General features: G+C 50.8%; 17 protein-coding genes. 5 read left to right on the forward strand and 12 right to left on the reverse strand.

From position 1 onward, the window contains the following. The first annotated feature begins 162 nt into the window (after window positions 1–162). Window positions 163–2,277 (forward strand): methyl-accepting chemotaxis protein, encoded by a 2,115-nt coding sequence (locus Q4491_RS00775; RefSeq protein WP_303453392.1) that lies wholly within the window; start codon window positions 163–165, stop codon window positions 2,275–2,277. A gap of 72 nt (window positions 2,278–2,349) precedes the next feature. Here the strand turns inward: Q4491_RS00775 and Q4491_RS00780 are convergent, their stop codons facing one another. The 5 genes from Q4491_RS00780 to Q4491_RS00800 form a co-directional block, all read right to left on the reverse strand. After that, on the reverse strand, window positions 2,350–3,483 hold the full coding sequence (locus Q4491_RS00780; protein WP_192015162.1) for a cupin domain-containing protein: 1,134 nt from the start codon (window positions 3,481–3,483) through the stop codon (window positions 2,350–2,352). Between the two features lie 114 nt (window positions 3,484–3,597). Beyond that, window positions 3,598–4,965 carry an adenylosuccinate lyase gene (gene purB, locus Q4491_RS00785; RefSeq protein WP_218382921.1) on the reverse strand — a complete coding sequence of 456 codons (1,368 nt, stop codon included), beginning with the start codon at window positions 4,963–4,965 and terminating at the stop codon, window positions 3,598–3,600. A gap of 73 nt (window positions 4,966–5,038) precedes the next feature. Then, complete coding sequence (gene hflD, locus Q4491_RS00790) at window positions 5,039–5,656, reverse strand: high frequency lysogenization protein HflD (protein ID WP_218382922.1); 618 nt, start codon at window positions 5,654–5,656, stop codon at window positions 5,039–5,041. 11 nt (window positions 5,657–5,667) lie between these two features. Next, the gene (mnmA, locus tag Q4491_RS00795) at window positions 5,668–6,777 is read right to left on the reverse strand and encodes a tRNA 2-thiouridine(34) synthase MnmA (protein WP_237794085.1); all 1,110 of its coding nucleotides are present in this window, start codon (window positions 6,775–6,777) and stop codon (window positions 5,668–5,670) included. A 257-nt stretch (window positions 6,778–7,034) separates the two neighbouring features. Then, on the reverse strand, window positions 7,035–7,691 hold the full coding sequence (locus Q4491_RS00800) for a pseudouridine synthase (RefSeq protein WP_368393372.1): 657 nt from the start codon (window positions 7,689–7,691) through the stop codon (window positions 7,035–7,037). 142 nt (window positions 7,692–7,833) lie between these two features. On the opposite strand from Q4491_RS00800, the gene icd reads away from it, so the two are divergent. Next, window positions 7,834–9,084 carry an NADP-dependent isocitrate dehydrogenase gene (gene icd, locus Q4491_RS00805; RefSeq protein WP_218382925.1) on the forward strand — a complete coding sequence of 417 codons (1,251 nt, stop codon included), beginning with the start codon at window positions 7,834–7,836 and terminating at the stop codon, window positions 9,082–9,084. 383 nt (window positions 9,085–9,467) lie between these two features. Here icd and cspD read toward each other — a convergent pair whose 3' ends face one another. After that, window positions 9,468–9,692 (reverse strand): cold shock domain-containing protein CspD, encoded by a 225-nt coding sequence (cspD, locus tag Q4491_RS00810; protein ID WP_027252772.1) that lies wholly within the window; start codon window positions 9,690–9,692, stop codon window positions 9,468–9,470. Window positions 9,693–9,918: 226 nt separating this feature from the next. On the opposite strand from cspD, the gene clpS reads away from it, so the two are divergent. After that, on the forward strand, window positions 9,919–10,239 hold the full coding sequence (clpS, locus tag Q4491_RS00815) for an ATP-dependent Clp protease adapter ClpS (protein WP_161445786.1): 321 nt from the start codon (window positions 9,919–9,921) through the stop codon (window positions 10,237–10,239). 46 nt (window positions 10,240–10,285) lie between these two features. Continuing rightward, on the forward strand, window positions 10,286–12,550 hold the full coding sequence (gene clpA / locus Q4491_RS00820) for an ATP-dependent Clp protease ATP-binding subunit ClpA (RefSeq protein WP_192015168.1): 2,265 nt from the start codon (window positions 10,286–10,288) through the stop codon (window positions 12,548–12,550). A gap of 135 nt (window positions 12,551–12,685) precedes the next feature. Here the strand turns inward: clpA and infA are convergent, their stop codons facing one another. The 3 genes from infA to aat form a co-directional block, all read right to left on the reverse strand. Continuing rightward, entirely contained in the window at window positions 12,686–12,904 is a 219-nt protein-coding gene (gene infA, locus Q4491_RS00825; RefSeq protein ID WP_027252769.1) for a translation initiation factor IF-1, read from the reverse strand. A 174-nt stretch (window positions 12,905–13,078) separates the two neighbouring features. Then, window positions 13,079–13,768 carry an arginyltransferase gene (locus Q4491_RS00830; RefSeq protein ID WP_192015169.1) on the reverse strand — a complete coding sequence of 230 codons (690 nt, stop codon included), beginning with the start codon at window positions 13,766–13,768 and terminating at the stop codon, window positions 13,079–13,081. A 9-nt stretch (window positions 13,769–13,777) separates the two neighbouring features. Then, window positions 13,778–14,479: a leucyl/phenylalanyl-tRNA--protein transferase gene (gene aat, locus Q4491_RS00835; protein ID WP_192015170.1), complete on the reverse strand. Its 702-nt coding sequence runs from the start codon at window positions 14,477–14,479 to the stop codon at window positions 13,778–13,780. 30 nt (window positions 14,480–14,509) lie between these two features. Between aat and Q4491_RS00840 the strand changes: the two genes are divergently transcribed. Further along, window positions 14,510–14,974 carry a glycine zipper 2TM domain-containing protein gene (locus tag Q4491_RS00840; protein WP_161445792.1) on the forward strand — a complete coding sequence of 155 codons (465 nt, stop codon included), beginning with the start codon at window positions 14,510–14,512 and terminating at the stop codon, window positions 14,972–14,974. A gap of 83 nt (window positions 14,975–15,057) precedes the next feature. Here Q4491_RS00840 and cydC read toward each other — a convergent pair whose 3' ends face one another. The 3 genes from cydC to trxB all read right to left on the reverse strand — a co-directional run bounded on the left by cydC (window position 15,058) and on the right by trxB (window position 19,602). Then, window positions 15,058–16,779: a cysteine/glutathione ABC transporter ATP-binding protein/permease CydC gene (gene cydC / locus Q4491_RS00845; protein WP_303453415.1), complete on the reverse strand. Its 1,722-nt coding sequence runs from the start codon at window positions 16,777–16,779 to the stop codon at window positions 15,058–15,060. Continuing rightward, entirely contained in the window at window positions 16,772–18,544 is a 1,773-nt protein-coding gene (cydD, locus tag Q4491_RS00850) for a cysteine/glutathione ABC transporter permease/ATP-binding protein CydD (RefSeq protein WP_303453418.1), read from the reverse strand. The genes cydC and cydD overlap by 8 nt, the downstream gene beginning before the upstream one ends. Before the next feature lie 98 nt (window positions 18,545–18,642). Beyond that, window positions 18,643–19,602, reverse strand: coding sequence for a thioredoxin-disulfide reductase (gene trxB / locus Q4491_RS00855; protein ID WP_303453420.1), 960 nt, complete (start codon window positions 19,600–19,602; stop codon window positions 18,643–18,645). Between the last annotated feature and the right edge of the window lie 111 nt (window positions 19,603–19,713).

The raw sequence follows: 19,713 nt of genomic DNA on the forward strand, positions 1-19,713 counted from the left end.
CCTGTGACAGGCTTTAAGCGCGGTGTAAAACCCGCGCTTTTTTTGTTACATCTCTGATAAATTGAATAAAAATCAAACTTTTGAGTGTTTTGTTAACAATCTGTTGATGTTGTTATCACTAAAAGTTACATTTTGACTGATTTGACTTACAAGGACGGTTATATGCGGTCACTTTCGGTTCAGTGGAAAATTACCCTGATGGCGGGGTTTGCCTTACTGGCAACCGCTGCGGTACTCACCAGCCTTTCGTTTTACTTCTCGGGACAAAGTCAGCAACTGGTTAGCCAGCAGTCATTCAGTTCGTTGCGAAATCAGTCGCAAGAGCTGGTAAAAGCACAGGCTGAAAGACAGGCGATTTCTGTTCAGCAATTTTTTGATGAAGCGTCACACAGGGCAGAGATGCTGGCTCAGAGTGTGCTGTTTCTGAAATATAACGCGGAAGAAAATTACACCAACAGTGCAGAACTTCGCGGCTCAATTACCGAGTTACTCCGCCGTTCTGTCAATGAATTTGCCAACATTCATGGCGCGTTTGTGGTGTTTGAGCCGGACGCCCTGGATGGTGAAGATGGCAACTACGCCGATGCTGCCTATGTCGGAGCCAATGCGACCGGGCGATTTTCACCCTACTGGTACCGCGGCGACAGTGGCGAAGCTGAGCAACGCATTATCAGTGAAGCGAAAATTGGCGATAAGGCTAGCAATGCCTGGTATACCTGCAGCCTCAATGGCAGGGAATCCTGTGTTCAGGATCCGGTATTCTCAACCGATAATGGCCAGAAGGTACTGCTGAGCTCCATTACTATTCCGCTGATTGTAAAGGGAAAAGCCGTTGGTGTGATGGGGATTGATGTGAAGCTGGATTCCTTACAGAGTGTCATCAATACCGTAGACGAAAACCTGTTTAACGCCAGCGGTAAGGTTTCTCTGGTCAGCCAGAATGGCACTGTTGTTGCCTGGGATCAGGCCAGTGACAGGGTGGGCAGCACGGTAATGCCAGGCGATGGCCTTCCTGTTACACTGACTGACTGGCTCAGACAGGGCACGCAAGTGGTGGGCTGGAGTCAGGATCAAAGCTGGCTGACCGCTTACAATCCGGTTGAACTGGGTCAGACAACCTGGGGTGTGGTCATTCAGTTACCGGCTGAAAAAGTGCTGGCGGAAGCAACAGCCTTGGATAATGCGATTCAAAAACAGCGAGATGAATCTTCTGCTATTCAGTTGATGGCCAGCCTGATGATTGCAGCGGCTGGTTTGCTGATGCTGTGGTTTGCTGCCGCTCGTCTGGTTGCCCCGATTCGTCAGATTGCCGAACGATTGAAAGATATTGCCTCAGGAGAAGGGGATTTAACCCAGCGCCTTCATGTTGGCCAGCAAGACGAGTTGGGGGAGCTGGCAACCTGGTTTAACCGCTTCTTGGATAAATTGCAGCACACCATCTCGCAAGTGATCATTGCGGTTGATGAAGTCGGCACCACGGCCAATGAGGCCGCACAGGTAGCGAGCCACACCCGTGACGGCAGCCAGGCGCAGTTTAAAGAAGTCGACATGGTGGCGACGGCGTCTGAAGAAATGGCACAGACGGCCGAGCAGGTTGTCAGTCATACCGAAACAGCGGTTGGTGCTGCCCGGGATGCAGACTCTGCTGCCGTAGAGGGCCAGGGGGTGATTCATGCCTCAGCAGAATCCATGAACCATCTGGTTTCCCGGATGGAAACGGCTGTGCCTGTCGCCCGTGACCTGGAACGCAACAGCGAAGATATCAATCAGATCCTGCAGGTGATTGCCGGCATTTCAGAACAGACTAACCTGCTGGCCCTGAATGCGGCCATTGAAGCGGCGCGGGCCGGCGAGCAAGGCCGGGGATTTGCAGTGGTCGCGGACGAGGTGCGTCAGCTCGCCAGCCGGACTCAGGACTCTGTCGGCCAGATCCGCAACGTGATTGAGGTGCTGCAGCAGGGCACCCGTGATGTGGTGAATGCGATTGAAGAAGGCAACCAACTGGCAGGTGATACCGCCCATCAGGTCAGTGAAGCTGTCGCGAGTCTGGAGCGTATTACCGAAGCGGTCCGTGCGATTCAGTCTATGAATGAGCAAATTATGCATGCCGCGGGTGAGCAGCGTGCGGTCGCCGGAGAAGTGAACCGTAATGTATCGAATATCCGCGAGCTGAGTGAAACCATTCTCGGTCAGGCTGAAAATTCGGCCACTATAGGCCAGCGTTTAACCTCCTTGTCTCATAAACAGCAAGAGTTAGCAGGTCAGTTCAAAGTGTGACAGCGCCGCCGCTGTCAGCGTGACCAAAAAAAGCCCGCAGTGCGGGCTTTTCTACCTTAACGGGAACCTGATTTAGTCGGCCTGATGCCAGTAACCCATGTTAACCCATTGGGTCAGCAGTAAAATTAATGCTGAGTTATTGATGAGCTCACCCACCTCTGCGATGGAGAAACTGTCCTGATTGCAAAGCCAGTCGGCGGCCTGTTCACAACCGGCGGGTAACTGGTAGCGCTCGCCATCAATATAGACAGTGTGCGGGTGCCCCTGATGGTAAAAAGCGCGCAGACCGCCAATCTTAAACAGCGTTTCGCCCTGCATCAGCGCGCCCACGATTTCATTACCCGACCAGGCCGGATCAGCTGCGATCACATCCATATTATGACGGCTCAGGCTTAAGTATTCACCCAGCCACTGATGCATGGTTTCCGGTTTTTCCATCAGGTTGCGCATCATGGCTATCAGATCCTGACATTCGCTGGCTGGCAGTTCGCCGACCTTGTCACGAGCCGGAAGATCCGGGTTGTGATAATGTTCATCGCCCAGTTCATTTTCGATGATGAAATCGGCAAAGCTGCTCAAAAGCTCCTGTTGCTTTGGTGAACGGAACCCCATTGAGTAGCTCATTGCGGTTTCCAGTGCATAACCGTCATGGGGGAATCCGGCAGGAATATACAGAATGTCGCCCGGCTCCAGCACTTCATCTATGATTGGGTCGAACCCGGTGATCTGGCGCAGATTCGGATGACGGAAGCACTCCTCGTAGTTCTCTTTGCGCGGGCCGACACGCCAGCGGCGTTGTCCGGAACCCTGAATAATGAAAACATCATACTGGTCGAAATGAGGGCCGACACCGCCTCCAGGGGTGGAGTAGCTGATCATCAGATCATCAAACAGCCAGCCGGGCATTGCCTGAAACGGTTTGACCAGCCTGGCCGCGCCGCTGTGCCAGTGGTTGGCTGCCTGCACCATGAAAGACCAGTGATCATCCGGCAGGTTTTCGAAGCTCAGCGGCCCTTGTTCGACCTGCCAGTCTTCACCCTGACGTGCAATATAACGGGAGTCGACTTCTTCTTCCATCGCCAGTCCGGCCAGTTCATCTGGCGAGATAGGGTCAACGAAATCGGCAAAACCGCCTTTAATCACTGTGGGTTGCTTTTGCCAGTAAGTCGATAAGAACTCGCTGAACGAGAAGGTAAATTGATACATAGTCTTCATCGGTTAGAAATTTAAGGGCGATTATATCAGTGATTGGGGGCAGACCGGCAGAAACTAAAAAGGCCAGCATCCTACGCTGGCCTTGAGACACAATAAATAAGCCGATCAGAGTTGATCAGTCAGTTTAATTGCATCACCAATGTAGTTAGCCGGTGTCATGGCTTTCAGGCGTGTTTTCTCGTGTTCCGGCAAATCCAGACCATCGATGAACTGACGCATACCCTCGCCGTCGACACGTTTGCCGCGGGTCAGCTCTTTCAGCTTCTCATACGGCTTTTCGATACCGTAACGACGCATCACTGTTTGTACCGGTTCGGCCAGCACTTCCCAGTTTTTGTCCAGCTCGGCTTCCAGTGCAGCCTGGTTGACTTCCAGCTTGCTGATCCCTTTCAGGGTAGAAGTGTAAGCAATGATGGCATAACCGCAGCCAACACCCAGGTTACGCAATACCGTAGAGTCGGTCAGGTCACGCTGCCAGCGGGAAATCGGCAGTTTTTGAGCCAGGTGAGCAAAGATAGCATTCGCCAGACCCAGGTTGCCTTCTGAGTTTTCAAAGTCAATCGGGTTGACTTTGTGCGGCATGGTGGAAGAACCGATTTCACCGGCAATGGTCTTTTGCTTGAAGTGGCCCAGAGCGATATAGCCCCAGACATCACGATCAAAATCGATCAGGATAGTGTTGAAGCGTGCAAAGGCGTCAAACAGTTCTGCGATGTAATCGTGTGGTTCAATTTGCGTGGTGTACGGGTTCCAGTCCAGACCCAGAGAGGTGACGAACTCTTCGCTGTACTGGTGCCAGTCGATATCCGGATAAGCAGAAAGGTGGGCATTGTAGTTACCGACAGCGCCGTTGATTTTACCCAGCAGTTCTACCTGTTCAATCTGACGGTACTGACGTTCCATACGGTACGCCACGTTAGCCATTTCTTTACCCATGGTACTTGGTGAAGCCGGCTGGCCGTGTGTACGGGACAACAGAGGCACTTCACGGTACTCCGCTGCCAGTGCTTTAATGGCGTCAATCACGTTACGGACTTCAGGCAGCATGACTTGCTCACGCGCTTCTTTTAGCATTAAAGCGTGCGACAGGTTGTTGATGTCTTCAGACGTACAGGCAAAGTGAATGAATTCATTCACCGCGTGCAGCTCAGGATTATCAGCCACTTTTTCCTTCAGGAAGTACTCTACGGCTTTCACATCGTGGTTGGTCGTGCGCTCAATGGTTTTGATACGCAGTGCATCTTGCTCGCTGAATTCAGCGGCAATACGATCCAGGAAGGCATTGGCTTCAGCGCTGAAGGCCGGAACTTCCGCGATAGCGTCAGTCGCTGCCAGTTTTTGCAGCCAGCGAATTTCAACGATGGTACGGTATTTCAGCAGACCAAATTCACTGAAGATACTGCGCAGTGCGCTGGTTTTGCTACCGTAGCGGCCGTCTACCGGGGAAACAGCAGTCAATGCTGACAGTTCCATGATGTCTCTCTCCTGATTAAAGGGTTATAGCTGAGTTACAGAACGCCCAGCAGGCGTTCTCTGAGAATAGTGTTTAGCTTCGGGCCTGAATGATTTTTGCCTGTTCAAGCATCTGTTTGCGGCCAAAAATCAGATGACGGCGCTTACCGCCGACCTGACGCCACAATACGGCACTGCGAACAGCAGCCAGCAACAGGGCACGTACCTTGTGCTGCACTTGTTGCTGTTGCAACTGAGCCGGCGTCCCTGTGACCTGAATGCGCGGGCCAAGCGGGCTGATGATATCCAGATACACACTGGCCATGTTGCTGATCATCTGGTCATCAAGCAGGTCGAAATGATCCAGCTGGCGTTTCACCATATCAATCCGGTCGCCCAACTGCGCCATACTGTCGCGACGACTGGCCAGCTTACGCTCCAACGCCATCACACTGACCAGATAGCGGGTAATTTCACTGCCTGCAGGTGTATTGTCAATTTCATTGATCATGGTGCTGAGGCCTAACCTGAGGTCAGCTTCTTCACCAAAAATTTCAATCACGTTGTTTGGGTTTGTCGAGGTCAGGGTGCGTAAACAGGTGACGAAAGCATCGTTATCACAAGTACCTGTGCGAGCAACAGTCTGTACTAATTTCACTGCCTGACAAATACCTGCAAACGCAATGGTTCTGTCATAAATTGTATAAGCCATGGACTGTCCCTTTAAATCCGCTCTTCAATGATGCCGCCGCCAAGACACACATCACCCTGATAAAACACCGCTGACTGGCCTGGCGTCACGGCGATTTGCGGCTCATCAAAAATGACTTTGATGCTGTTGTCATCAACAGGAATAAGGGTGCAAGGCGTATCCTGCTGGCGATAACGAGTCTTCACCGTGCATTTCACCGGCTCACGCACTGGTTCGCGATCCACCCAGTGCAGCTGAGCGGCGATCAGACCGTTAGATTGCAGGCGCGGATGATCTTTTCCTTGTCCGACAATCAGCAGGTTCTTCTCAATATCTTTATCAACGACATACCAGGGCTCATCTGAGCTGTCTTTCAAACCACCAATCAGCAGGCCTTTGCGCTGGCCCAGGGTGTGATACATCAGTCCCTGATGCTGTCCGATAACTTTACCGTCTTCTGCCGTCACAATATCGCCTGGTTGTGCAGGCAGGTACTTACCCAGAAATTCGGTGAACTTGCGCTCGCCGATAAAACAGATACCGGTAGAGTCTTTTTTCTTGGCGGTGATCAGCCCTTGCTCTTCAGCGATGCGGCGTACTTCCGGTTTTTCCAGTTCACCGACAGGGAACAGACTACGTGCTACCTGATCGTGGCTCAGGGTATAAAGGAAATAGCTCTGGTCTTTGTTGTTATCCAGTCCGCGTAACATCTGTGCTTTTTGACCGGGCTGGGTAGGGAAAGTGCGACGGGTATAGTGTCCCATGGCAATATAATCAGCATCCAGCACTTCATCGGCAAACTCCAGGAATGCCTTAAATTTGATTTCTTTGTTACACAGAATGTCAGGGTTTGGGGTACGGCCAGCTTTATATTCTGCAAGAAAGTATTCGAACACGTTGTCCCAGTACTCAGCAGCAAAGTTGATCGTATGAAGATGAATGCCCAGTTTGTCGCACACAGCCTGTGCGTCCGCGAGATCTTCTGCCGCTGAGCAGTACTCGTCATTGTCATCTTCTTCCCAGTTCTTCATGAACAGGCCTTCTACCTGGTAGCCCTGTTGAAGTAGCAGGTAAGCAGAAACCGAGGAATCGACGCCGCCGGACATGCCGACAATAACTTTTTTCTGGCTGTTATCTGACATTTTTCTCTTCAATCTTGAATAAGTGATAAGGGCGTAATTCTAACAGAAAGCTGCGAACTGAAACAGATCGAGAACCGCTTCACACTTTATTCATCTTTTATCGGCAAATTGGGCTGTCAGCCTGTGCGATCACTCGTTAATCACCACTAACGCAATCGTTTGCTATTTGCCGGCAATGATAGTGTAACTCTCCGCTAATGTGTAGTGTTTTAGCAAAATTAACGCGCCGGTAAATCTCCCCGGCCAGCCTGTCGTTGTCAGAGAGAGACTTCCCGCCATTCACCGGGAGCCAGACCATCGACAGTCCAGTCAGCCATTTGATAGCGGATCAATCTGAGAGTGGGGTGACCTATATGGGCCGTCATACGGCGCACTTGCCGGTTTCGCCCCTCTCTTAAGGTAATACTGAGCCAGGTGGTCGGGATATTTTTACGCTCACGAATTGGCGGATGCCTGTCCCAAACCGCAGGTGTTTCAATGACGGTGACATCGGCCGGCAATGTCATACCGTCTTTTAATGTAACACCTGTACGTAATGCTTTGAGCTGCTCTTCATCTGGAATGCCTTCAACCTGCACCCAGTAAGTTTTGGGCTGCTTGGAGCTGGGCTGTGTCAGGCGCGCTTGCAGGATACCGTCATTGGTCAGCACCAGCAGGCCTTCGCTGTCTTTGTCCAAACGCCCTGCGGCATAGACATCTTTTACCGGGATGTAGTCAGCGAGTGTTTTGTCTCCCGGCTCTCCGCTAAATTGCGTCAACACATTGAAGGGCTTGTTAAAAAGAATGATCTTCTGCGGACCACGGTGACGGCCTGGCTGAGAGGCAATACGTGATTTTCGCGGTTTGGCGCCAGGCTGACGGGACGGGTTACGATCGTCGTTCCGGGTGGTGCGTCGGGTACGTTGAGTTTTCATGGCGATACAAAGTAAAGGGGATAAGTATTTTGTGAGCGCACCATTATAACGTAAAAAACCACCCATGGCGTGCTGGTGAATTTTCAAGTATGATTCCCCCGCATCTTACAAAAAGATAACAAACGGACGCTAGGAGAATTTAATGGATAGTAAAGTAGTTGTACCAGCAGAAGGTCAGAAAATTGCCCTTGATGCCAATGGTAAGCTGGTCGTTCCTAACAACCCGATCATTCCTTTTATTGAAGGTGATGGTATTGGCGTTGATGTAAGCCCTGCAATGATCAAAGTGGTTGATGCGGCAGTTCAGAAAGCATACGGCGGCGACCGTAAAATTTCCTGGATGGAGATCTACACCGGTGAAAAATCGACTCAGATTTACGGTGAAGATGCTTGGCTTCCTCAAGAAACCCTTGATTTTATTCGTGAATACAAAGTTGCAATTAAAGGTCCACTCACTACACCTGTTGGCGGCGGCATTCGTTCTCTGAACGTTGCACTGCGCCAAGAGCTGGATCTGTATATCTGTGCTCGCCCGGTTCGTTATTTTGAAGGCGTACCAAGCCCGCTGAAACAACCTGAACTGACTGATATGGTTATCTACCGTGAAAACTCAGAAGATATCTATGCAGGTATCGAGTTCAAAGCGGGTACAGCCGAAGCAGATAAAGTTATCAAGTTCCTGCAAGACGAGATGGGCGCGACTAAGATCCGCTTCTCTAAAGACTGCGGCATCGGCATCAAGCCAGTATCTGAAGAAGGTACTAAGCGCCTGGTACGTGCAGCAGTACAGTACACCATCGACAATGACCGTGATTCACTGACGCTGGTTCATAAAGGCAACATCATGAAGTTTACTGAAGGTGCCTTTAAAGACTGGGGTTACGAAGTAGCGAAAGAATTCGGTGCTGAGCTGCTGGATGGCGGCCCATGGATGACGCTGAAAAACCCTAACACAGGTAAAGAGATCATCATCAAAGACAGCATTGCAGACGCATTCCTGCAGCAGATCCTGCTGCGTCCGGCTGAGTATGATGTGATTGCGACTATGAACCTGAACGGTGACTACATTTCTGATGCACTGGCTGCTCAGGTAGGTGGTATCGGTATCGCACCTGGTGCCAACATCGGTGATGGTGTTGCACTGTTTGAAGCTACTCATGGTACTGCACCTAAGTATGCTGGTCAGGATAAAGTGAACCCGGGTTCTCTGATTCTGTCTGCTGAAATGATGCTGCGTCACCTGGGTTGGACTGAAGCTGCCGACCTGATCATCAAGTCTATGGAAGCGGCAATCCGCAACAAGACTGTGACTTACGACTTTGAACGTCTGATGGACGGCGCAACACTGCGTAAATGTTCAGAGTTCGCTGGCGATATGATTGAACAAATGTAAGTCAGTTTAATCGCTTTGAAAAAGGCTCGGCTTCGGCTGGGCCTTTTTGTTTTTACTCGATTATTTATCCCATGGCCTGAGAAAAGCATGTCTCTGGCATTGTGTTGTTTCTATGAGATCGGTCATAATTAGCCCACAAGCGCTTGTTCAAAACGATAAGAAAACGCGGGCTGAATAGCCAGTTGTTAACTGAATTGTTAATTACTTGTTTTCTTGTGATTTATTCACTGTTTATTCACTTAATTGTCAATGAAGTGGTGATGAAAAAGCATAACCAGAGATGAAATGCTTGAAGAGTAGGTTGTCAGTAGGGTGGGAGAGGCAATAGCTAAAGGTGAGCAGTCGCCCACCTGGATAAAGTGATGTAAATGTGTCAGCTACGTTTATTTACTGGCGCTTTCAACATCGATGGGGACGATTTCACTGGCGTGATAGCCTTTCGGGCCAGTTTGAACGGTGTAGTTAACTTGTTGACCTGCTTTCAGCGTTCGATATCCTTCCATCTGGATAGTTGAATAGTGTGCAAAGATATCGCCTTCACCGTTTTCAGGACAAATGAAACCGAAGCCTTTTGCGTTGTTGAACCATTTAACTGTACCTGTTGCCATGCTTTTACATCCCTCTTTGCATTCAATTTCCATTTAGCATTTATTTATCAGTACTGTTTTAACATGACTTGAATATAAATGCTATTTTGATGCAGTTAGTATCTACTACAAGGTACACTTTAGTAAAAAGACTTAGACAGTCAAGCAAGACTTGTAACATTTGGATGAAATCTTTTTTGTCCGTCGCAATCTAGCAACCGATTGAACAAATGACTAAGATGAGAATATGAGTAAGTTAAGCGAAAGGATTAGCCCAGAGTCAGACATACTGAATAAGGAGGACACTCAGGTTAAGCCGCCATCGATGTATAAAGTGATTTTAAATAATGATGATTACACACCGATGGATTTTGTGATAGAAGTGTTACAGAAGTTCTTCTCCATGGATTTGGAGAGAGCAACACAGTTGATGCTGGCTGTGCATTATGAGGGGAAGGCAGTGTGCGGCATTTTTACTGCCGAAGTCGCTGAAACCAAAGTGGCTCAAGTCATGATGTATGCAAGAGAGCATGAACATCCGCTACTGTGTACCATGGAAAAAGCCTGACTTTTTCCGGCACGCCAAATCAAGTGGTATTTAGGGGAGGTGCCTTATGCTAAATAAAGAACTTGAAACCAGTCTCAATGGTGCCTTCGCGCGGGCAAGGGAAAAACGCCATGAGTTTATGACGGTTGAGCATCTGCTGTTGGCGCTATTGGAGAATCCTGCTGCTCAGGAAGCCCTGTTAGCGTGCCGTGCTAATCTGGACACCCTTCGAAAAGAACTGGATGCCTTCATTGAACAAACCACGCCATTAATCCCTGCCGATGACGAAAGCAGGGAAACCCAGCCAACACTGAGCTTTCAGCGCGTACTACAACGCGCGGTTTTCCATGTACAGTCATCGGGCCGCAGCGAAGTGACCGGTGCTAATGTGCTGGTGGCTATTTTCAGTGAACAGGAATCGCATGCGGCCTATCTGCTTAAGAAAAGTGATATCAGTCGACTTGATGTGGTCAATTTCATTTCTCATGGCACAGTAAAAGACAGTGACAGTGATGATTTGAATCAGTCAGAGGTTAGTCCTGATGATCCTCGTGCTGAAGGCGGTGAAGACCGTCTGGAAAACTTTGCCACAAATCTCAATCAGCTGGCCCGGGCCGGTGCTATCGATCCATTAATTGGCCGTGAATATGAGCTTGAACGTACCGTTCAGGTGTTGTGCCGTCGTCGTAAAAATAATCCTTTGCTGGTCGGTGAGGCCGGGGTGGGTAAGACGGCTATCGCGGAAGGCCTTGCCTGGCGTATCGTTGAAGGTCAGGTCCCCGACATTATTAAAGATTGTGTTATCTACTCGCTGGATATCGGCTCACTGTTGGCCGGCACTAAGTATCGTGGCGACTTTGAGAAACGCTTCAAAGCGATTTTGAAGCAGCTTGAGAAAGAAGAGAAAGCCGTCCTGTTCATCGATGAAATACATACCATCATAGGCGCGGGAGCGGCTTCTGGTGGACAGGTTGATGCGGCTAATTTGATCAAGCCTTTGCTGAGCAGCGGTAAAATCCGTTGTATGGGGTCAACCACTTATCAGGAATACAGCAATATTTTTGAGAAAGAGAGAGCGCTGGCTCGCCGATTCCAAAAGATTGATATTGTTGAACCTTCGTTGGACGATACCACGAAAATACTCATGGGGCTGAAAACGAAATACGAAGCCCACCATGAAGTCAGGTACACCAATAAAGCCATTCGGGCGGCAGTTGAGCTTTCTGCTAAGTATATCAATGAGCGCCATTTACCTGATAAGGCAATTGATGTCATTGATGAAGCCGGTGCGCGTTGCCGTCTGGCACCTGTCAGTAAGCGTAAGAAAACCATCAATGTCAGCGACATTGAAGCCATGATCGCGCGTATTGCCCGTATCCCTGAAAAATCGGTTTCCTCAAGCGATAAAGAAGTTCTGCTGAACCTGGACAACAAGCTTAAGATGCTGGTCTTTGGTCAGGATAAGGCGATAGAAGCGCTGACCGAAGTTATCAAACTCAGCCGTGCCGGGTTAGGGGCTGATAATAAACCCGTGGGTTCATTCCTGTTTGCCGGCCCGACAGGGGTAGGTAAAACCGAGGTGACGGTGCAATTGGCGAAAATGCTGGGCATCGAACTGCTGAGGTTTGATATGTCTGAGTACATGGAGCGCCATACTGTCAGCCGTTTGATTGGTGCGCCTCCGGGCTATGTTGGTTTTGATCAGGGTGGTTTGCTGACCGATGCCGTCATTAAGCATCCGCACTCTGTTGTGCTGCTGGATGAAATAGAGAAAGCGCACCCGGACGTCTTTAACCTGTTGCTGCAGGTAATGGATAACGGGACCCTGACTGATAATAACGGACGTAAAGCGGATTTCCGCAACGTGATTTTGGTGATGACGACTAATGCCGGTGTTCAGGAGACGGTACGTAAATCCATTGGGCTTGTTCAGCAGGATCACAGTCATGATGCGATGTCGGAAATCAAGCGGGTCTTTGCACCTGAATTTCGTAACCGTCTGGATAATATCATTTGGTTCAATCACCTGGAAAAAGATGTTATCAATCAGGTTGTTGATAAATTCATTGTTGAGCTGCAGGCCCAGCTGGATGCCCGTGGCGTCTCAATGGAAGTGTCAAATGAAGCACGTGAATGGCTGGCAAATAAAGGCTATGACAAATCTATGGGTGCCCGGCCAATGGCCAGGGTCATTCAGGAAAATCTGAAAAAACCTATGGCGAACGAGTTGCTGTTCGGCTCGCTGGTCAATGGTGGTTCGGTGCGTGTAACCTTAAAAGATGACGGTACACTGGATTTCCGCTTCAGCAGTGAGATGGAACCCGCGCATTAAAACGCCGGCTTCAGCCAGTGACAGCTAACAAAAACGGGACTTGAGAGTCCCGTTTTTTATGCCTTAGCTTATGAAGGCGATAGTATGGTGTGCTTCGCAGCTGGGCCAGTCTGATGTTCACCCGCCCGGCGCAAATTAGCGTGAACGGAAGACGATGCGGCCTTTAGACAGATCGTAAGGAGTCAGCTCAACTGTCACCTTGTCGCCGGTCAGGATACGGATGTAGTTTTTGCGCATTTTGCCAGAAATGTGTGCAGTCACTACGTGACCGTTTTCCAGCTCAACGCGGAACATAGTATTAGGTAGTGTATCCAGTACAGTACCTTGCATTTCGATTACGTCTTCTTTTGCCATTGAATCCTCTTAGGCTACCGTGCCTTGCATCTGATTGGGCCGGATAATGCCTTGAAACTGTTTAAGTGTAAAGTTCAGGCCCGCAATTTTACCCTTGCTGCTGCCCTTTGTCAGCTTTTGTTGCAAACTTCGTTCCTTTTAATGAGGCAGAAGCAGGGGGGATAAATAATAATCTTATTGCCATTGGCCCTGAATCAGCTTTTGGTAAGGCCTGAAGCGGGTTTTATAGTTCATCGCAGGGCAGTCATCAATCTGATAACCGGGGTAGAGCCAGCGCCGTCCGGTATCCCGGCAGTACTGGATTTGCTTCAGCACGCAGAGAGTGCCCAGCGATAACGGGTAGTTCGGCTCGAAGAAGGTATAGACTGCGCTCAGTGCCTGGTCAAAAAAATCGGTGACGGCGACAGCCAGTAATTGCTGATCCTGATAGAGGTGCAAAAAACGGGTTTCCATCCAGTTTGCCTGGCAAAACTCAAAAAACTGCTGTCTGCTGGCCGGATACATGGCCCCGTGCGCATGCCTTTCCCGGATATATCGTTCATAGAGAGGGAACCAGTCATCATTAAGCTGGTTCTTGAATTCAGCCCGAAAGCCATTGAGCTGTTTTAACTGCCTTTTCTGGCTTTTGCTGGGAGTGAAGTTAGTGCAGTCAACACGAAGGGGAGTACAGGCATGGCACTGGTCACACATAGGTTTATAAATGGCCTGACCGCTGCGACGATATCCGCAGCCAAGCAGAGCGCCGTAGCCAGAAGCCGTTAACCAGCGATGGTCAACGACTACGCCAAGCTGCTCTTTTTGCTCAGGTAAATAACTGCAACTGATTTCCGGAGTAAAGCCTAAGCGTATAGTGGGAAGACTCATGATAACCTACTACGCAATAACCTGGGGCGAATAACAACCTGATTTAAGTATGGCGCATCTTTGTTGTCCTAAGGTTTGCAAAAATGCGTCACGAGGCACTTCCTGCGCGCCCAGAGAAGCAAGGTGCGAGTTCATAATCTGACAGTCGATAAGACTGCCGTTATGTGCGCTGAAATGCCGGCAGAAGTGCCAGAATGCAATCTTTGAGGCATTGTCGGCGAGCGAAAACATGGATTCACCGCAAAAGACGGTACCGACGCTAATGCCATATAAGCCGCCAACAAGCTGGTCGTCATGCCAGACTTCAACGGAATGGCAGTGACCCTGGTTATGTAAGTGCTGATAGGCTTTAATCATGGCGGAAGTGATCCAGGTGGCATCAACCCCGCGGCTGTAAGCGCATTTCTCTATGACTTGATGACAGGCATGGTTCAGAGTGACCTGATAGCCTGATTTGCGGTAAAACTTTTTCAGACTCTTACTTGGCTGAAATATCTCTGGCAGGATAATCGCTCTGGGAGACGGGCTCCACCATAACAGGGGCTCACCTTCAGCGTACCAGGGGAAGATGCCTTGCCGATAAGCATGAACAAGTCGCTGGGCACTGAGATCACCACCAAATGCCAACAGGCCATTGGGATCATCAAGCGCTGTGCTCGGATGGGGAAACTGTAAGTCGACTGAGTCGAGCTCAGGCAAATATATAGCCATATAAATACAATGTAGGTGGAGAATATCAGTATGAGAAAGTGGTTATGGTTCGTTTTGCTGTTTTCGTGCGTGTCGCAAGCCGCGCCTTATAATCGCAATCAGGCGCGCCCGGTCAATCAGGTTGTTTTCGGTCAACTGGAAACGGTACGTTATATTACCCAGCAGCAAGTGGTCAACTCCGAACATAACGGTTGGCAGACTTTATTAGGTGCAGTGGTGGGCGGCTTGATCGGTAATCAGTTCGGAGGAGGACATGGCCGTGAGGTCGCGACCACGGTTGGTGCTTTGGCGGGCGCTGGAGTTGCCTATCAAAATCAGCATATTGGTCAGTCAATCCGGCAGTACAAGCTGGTGGAATTACTGATAAAAACCGATGACGGTAAGCTGGTGGATGTGATTCAGGATATTGATCCGAATATGTTGTTTCAGTCAGGTGATAACGTCCGGATTCTCTATTTTGACGAAGGGGTCAGAGTTGACCGCACTTATCCATAGCCAGAACAAGTGAGTCAGAACAAATGTGAGCCAGACTGAGAGAAAGGCGCTGGAATCGCTCCAGCGCCTTTCTGTTGCATGAGTTAAACCCGACGCCAGAGTTCAGTGTAGCGCCCGTTCAGGGCCATCAGAGAAGCGTGATTGCCACGTTCTATGATGTTGCCCTGATCCATCAGACAAATCTGATCCATTTGCTCCAGCCCGACCAGACGGTGGGTAATGAAGACCACTGTTTTATCCGGCATGTGCTCGAACAGCAAAGACAGGATCTGTTGTTCAGTCCGGCGGTCCAGCCCTTCGGTTGGTTCATCGAGCAGTAAAATGGGGGCATCATGAAGCAGCGCACGGGCGATGCCCATACGGCGGCGTTCGCCCCCGGAAATTTGCCGGCCCCCGTCACCCAGCCAGGTATTCAGGCCATTACCGTCCAGCAGTTTCTCCAGTCCGACTTTGGTCAGTACGGCTGTCAGCTCGCTGTCGGTGGCATCCGGTTTGGCTAGTTGCAGGTTATCGCGCACTGTGCCGTTAAAGATATCGACACGCTGGCTGACCACGCTGACAGCATCACGCAGTGCCGCTTCCTGCCATTGACAAAGCGGCGTGCCATCCAGTGTGATCTGACCTTGCTGCGGATCCCAGTTACGGGTCAGCAATTGCAGCAGGGTTGATTTACCACAGCCTGTGCGTCCAAGCAGCGCCAGTTTTTCACCGGCTTTGAGCTCAAGAGTGACATGGTTGAGCACGGATTGTTCGCTGCCGAAGTAGCTAAAGCTGACGTCTTGAATTTTAATCTCGCCCCTAACACTGGCTTGATGGCCCTGAGGATCAAACTGTGTGTCGGGCGTGGCATGAATAATTTCATTCAGGCGTCTGGCCGAGGAGAGCGTTTGCCCCAGATACTGGAAAGCCCCGGCAACCGGCATCATCAGCTCAAAGCTGGCCATAGTGGCAAAAGCCGCCAGCGCAATCATAGAATCAGGTGTGCTGCCGCCCACACCGTCAGCCGCTAACCACAGCATGAGTACCAGAGACCATCCGGTGGCCAGCAGTAACATCGCATTCGCCATTCCTGTCAGGCTGGTCATGCGGCGCTGTGCCAGCAGCAGCTGACTTTGTTCATTCAGTGTCCGCTCTCTGTACGCGGACTCTGCGTTAAACAGCAAGAGCTCGGCCTGGCCTTGTAACCAGTCGAGCAGGCGTATTCTGAATCCGGCTTTGGCCATCGTCAGCGTTTCACCGTGCTTCTTGCCCAGTTTATAAAAAATAACCGGCAGAGAAAGCATCAGGGTAAACAGCAGGCAACCGAGTACCAGGCCAAGCGCGGGGTCAAACCAGGCCAGAAAGCCACTGATCGCCAGGATACCAATCACCCCAATCACTAAGGGGCTGATCAGCCGCAGGTAAACGTGGTCCATGGCATCCACATCAGCAACCAGGCGGTTTAGCAAATCGGCGTCGCGCAGATTGGTCTGACGGCCGGGAATCAGCGGAATGAGCTTACGGAAGAAGAAAATGCGCAGATCGGCCAGTAGCTTAAAGGTTGCATTGTGGCTGACAACACGTTCTCCCCACCGGCCAGCGGTACGGGCGATGGAAAAACCACGCACACCCGATGCAGGTAACATGTAGTTGAAGGTTTCACGGGCAATCGTCATACCCGCAACGGCAGAGGCGGCAAGGAACCAGCCAGACAGTGTCAGCAGGCTCATGGCAGCAAGCAGGGTCGCCAGCCCCAGCAACATACCCAGGGTCAGGCCAAACCAATGACGACGGTAGAGTTTAATGTAAGGGATTAAATCATGCATCGAGATCCCTCTTATCTGTGTGGGACAACATGTCGGCTAATAAGCCTTCGCGGCTAATCTGGCTGAAATGGCCTTGCTGAACAATCTGGCCGTTTTCCAGCACCAGCACCTTATCCATACTGGTCAGCTGGTCGAGACGGTGGCTGATCATCAGGGTGGTCTGGCCTTGTGTAGCCTGGTTAAGGCTCTGTTGCACCAGGTGTTCGCTGTTAGCATCCAGGCTGGCGGTGGGTTCATCTAAAAGCCAGAAACTGCCGTTCTGAAGCAGGGCACGGGCGACGGCCAGCCGCTGTGCCTGGCCCACGGACAGACCGGCTGAGCGATCACCGACTGGATGATCAAAGCCCCGTTCCAGATGTTGAATAAACTCATTGGCGAAGGCTTTGTCAGCCACTTGCAGAACATGCTCGTCAGTGGCGTTTGGATTACCCAGCATAATGTTATCGCGAATGCTGCCATGGATTAGCAGCGGATTTTGGCCAACCCAGCTGATAGCCTGGCGCCATTGGGCAGGGGCGATTTCGCGCAGTTCTGCGCCATTCACTTTAATGCTGCCTTCATAGGGTAGAAAACCCAGCAGGGCATTTAACAGGCTGGTTTTACCGGCACCGCTGGGGCCAACCAGAGCCACTTGTTGTCTGGCATCAATATCAAAACTCAGCGGGCCTGCCAGAACCTGTCCTTGCGGGCTGAGCACTTTGACGTCGGTCAGACTGATGCGGATGGTCTCGGGTGAAGGCAGCGGTTGCTCACCCTGACTCATGTCGTCGGCCTGGGTATTGAGGAATGTCACTATGGATTCTGCGGCGCCAATGGCTTGTGCTTTGGCGTGGTAATAGGTGCCCAGATCTCTCAGCGGCTGATAGAACTCAGGTGCCAGCAGCAGAATAAAGAAACCGGTGAACAAAGTGATCGGCAGGCCATAATGGCCGAAATCCAGCTCGCCAATGAAAGAAAAACCAAAATAGACCGCGACCAGTGCGATGGAAATGGCCGTGAAAAATTCCAGCACGGCGGATGACAGAAAGGCCATGCGTAGCACTTCCATAGTGCGTTTGCGCAGTGTATCGGCGGCATCGTGCAGGTTTTCTGCTTCAGCGTCTGCGCGGTTGAACAGTCGCAGTGTTGCCAGGCCCTGCAGGCGGTCATAAAAGTGGCCGGACAGGCGCTGCATGGCTGTGAAGTTGCGTCGGCTTGCATCGGCAGCACCCATACCGACCAGCGCCATGAACAAGGGAACTAACGGCGCAGTGATCAGGAAAATCAGGCCGGCCGCCCAGTTAAACGGAAATACCGCCACCAGAATGACTACCGGGATAAGGACAGACAGCGCCATCTGAGGGATATAGCGGGCAAAGAAATCCTGCATTTCTTCAACCTGTTCCAGAATCAGGCTGGCCCAGGAACCGGCAGGACGACCTTTGATAAACGCCGGGCCAAGCTGATGCAGCCGTTGAATGATCAGCTGACGGATATGCAGGCGGATATGCTCTCCGCACCGGTATCCTGCCACTTCACGGCCCCAGCTGCAGGCGGCACGCAGTGCAACCACAGCAATCAGGCCGGCAAAATGCGCGATCAGCTGGTACTTGTCAGTGTGTTCAATGATCAGTTGCTGCAAAATGTAGGCGAGCAGTCCGGCCTGGGCTACCAGGAGCAGACCCGACAGGAATCCCATGCCGACACTCAGCATGAGCCAGGGTTTGGCAAGCTTGCTTTGCGATTTTAACCATTTGGTCAATTCGCGCTGTAATTGTTTATCCATTTTTTAAAGTAGCGCTGTATGGTTGGTCAAATTCTGGTTTCCCAAAGGGGGAAGGCAAAAAAGGCCGCGGTCGATTGCCGTGGCCGTAGTTTCAGTTTTTACTTGCTGTTTAACGCGTCAAGGTAGCGTTCCGCATCCAGCGCGGCCATACAACCTGTGCCAGCAGAGGTGATAGCCTGGCGGTAGACGTGATCCATGACATCTCCGGCGGCAAATACACCAGGAACGCTGGTTTGTGTTGCATTGCCTTCCAGGCCGGACTGAACTTTGATATAGCCATTTTCCATTGCCAGCTGACCGGTAAAGATGCCGGTGTTCGGCTGGTGGCCGATAGCAATGAACACGCCCATCACGTCCAGATCTTCGGTTGTATCAGACTGAGTTGCTTTCAGGCGCACACCTGTCACGCCCATGTCATCACCCAGTACTTCTTCCAGGGTACGATCCGTGTGCAGGACGATATTGCCGTTATGGACTTTGTCCATCAGGCGATCGATAAGAATTTTCTCGGCGCGGAAGGTGTCACGTCTGTGTACCAGATGCACTTCGGACGCGATGTTGGCCAGATACAGGGCTTCTTCTACTGCGGTATTACCACCGCCGACCACAGCAACTTTCTGGTTACGGTAGAAAAATCCGTCACAGGTGGCGCAGGCAGAGACACCGCGGCCCTGGAACGTTTGTTCGGAATCCAGACCGATATATTTTGCGGACGCACCGGTTGCAATGATCAATGCGTCGCAGGTGTATTCACCGTTATCGCCTTTCAGATGGAAAGGACGCTGGCTGAAATCGGTTTCGTTGATGTGATCGAAAATGATCTCAGTATTGAATTTTTCAGCATGCTCTTTCATGCGGTCCATCAGTGCCGGACCTGTCAGTCCTTCCGCGTCGCCAGGCCAGTTTTCAACTTCTGTCGTCGTGGTAAGCTGGCCGCCTTGCTGCATGCCAGTAATCATGACTGGATTGAGATTGGCACGGGCCGCGTAGACAGCTGCCGTATAACCGGCGGGGCCAGAACCTAGGATGAGTAGTTTACTGTGTTTTGCGTTACTCATTGTTTCTCCAGACTTAGTCAGCGTCACTTATCAATAAGGCATCGATTGTAGGGAAAATGCAGGCGTAAGGAAAGAGCAGACCATAGCTGTTCAGGAAACTCAACGAAAAAG

Origin of the sequence: Photobacterium sp. 2_MG-2023, from assembly GCF_030547675.1 — a bacterium.
Taxonomy (GTDB): domain Bacteria; phylum Pseudomonadota; class Gammaproteobacteria; order Enterobacterales; family Vibrionaceae; genus Photobacterium; species Photobacterium arenosum.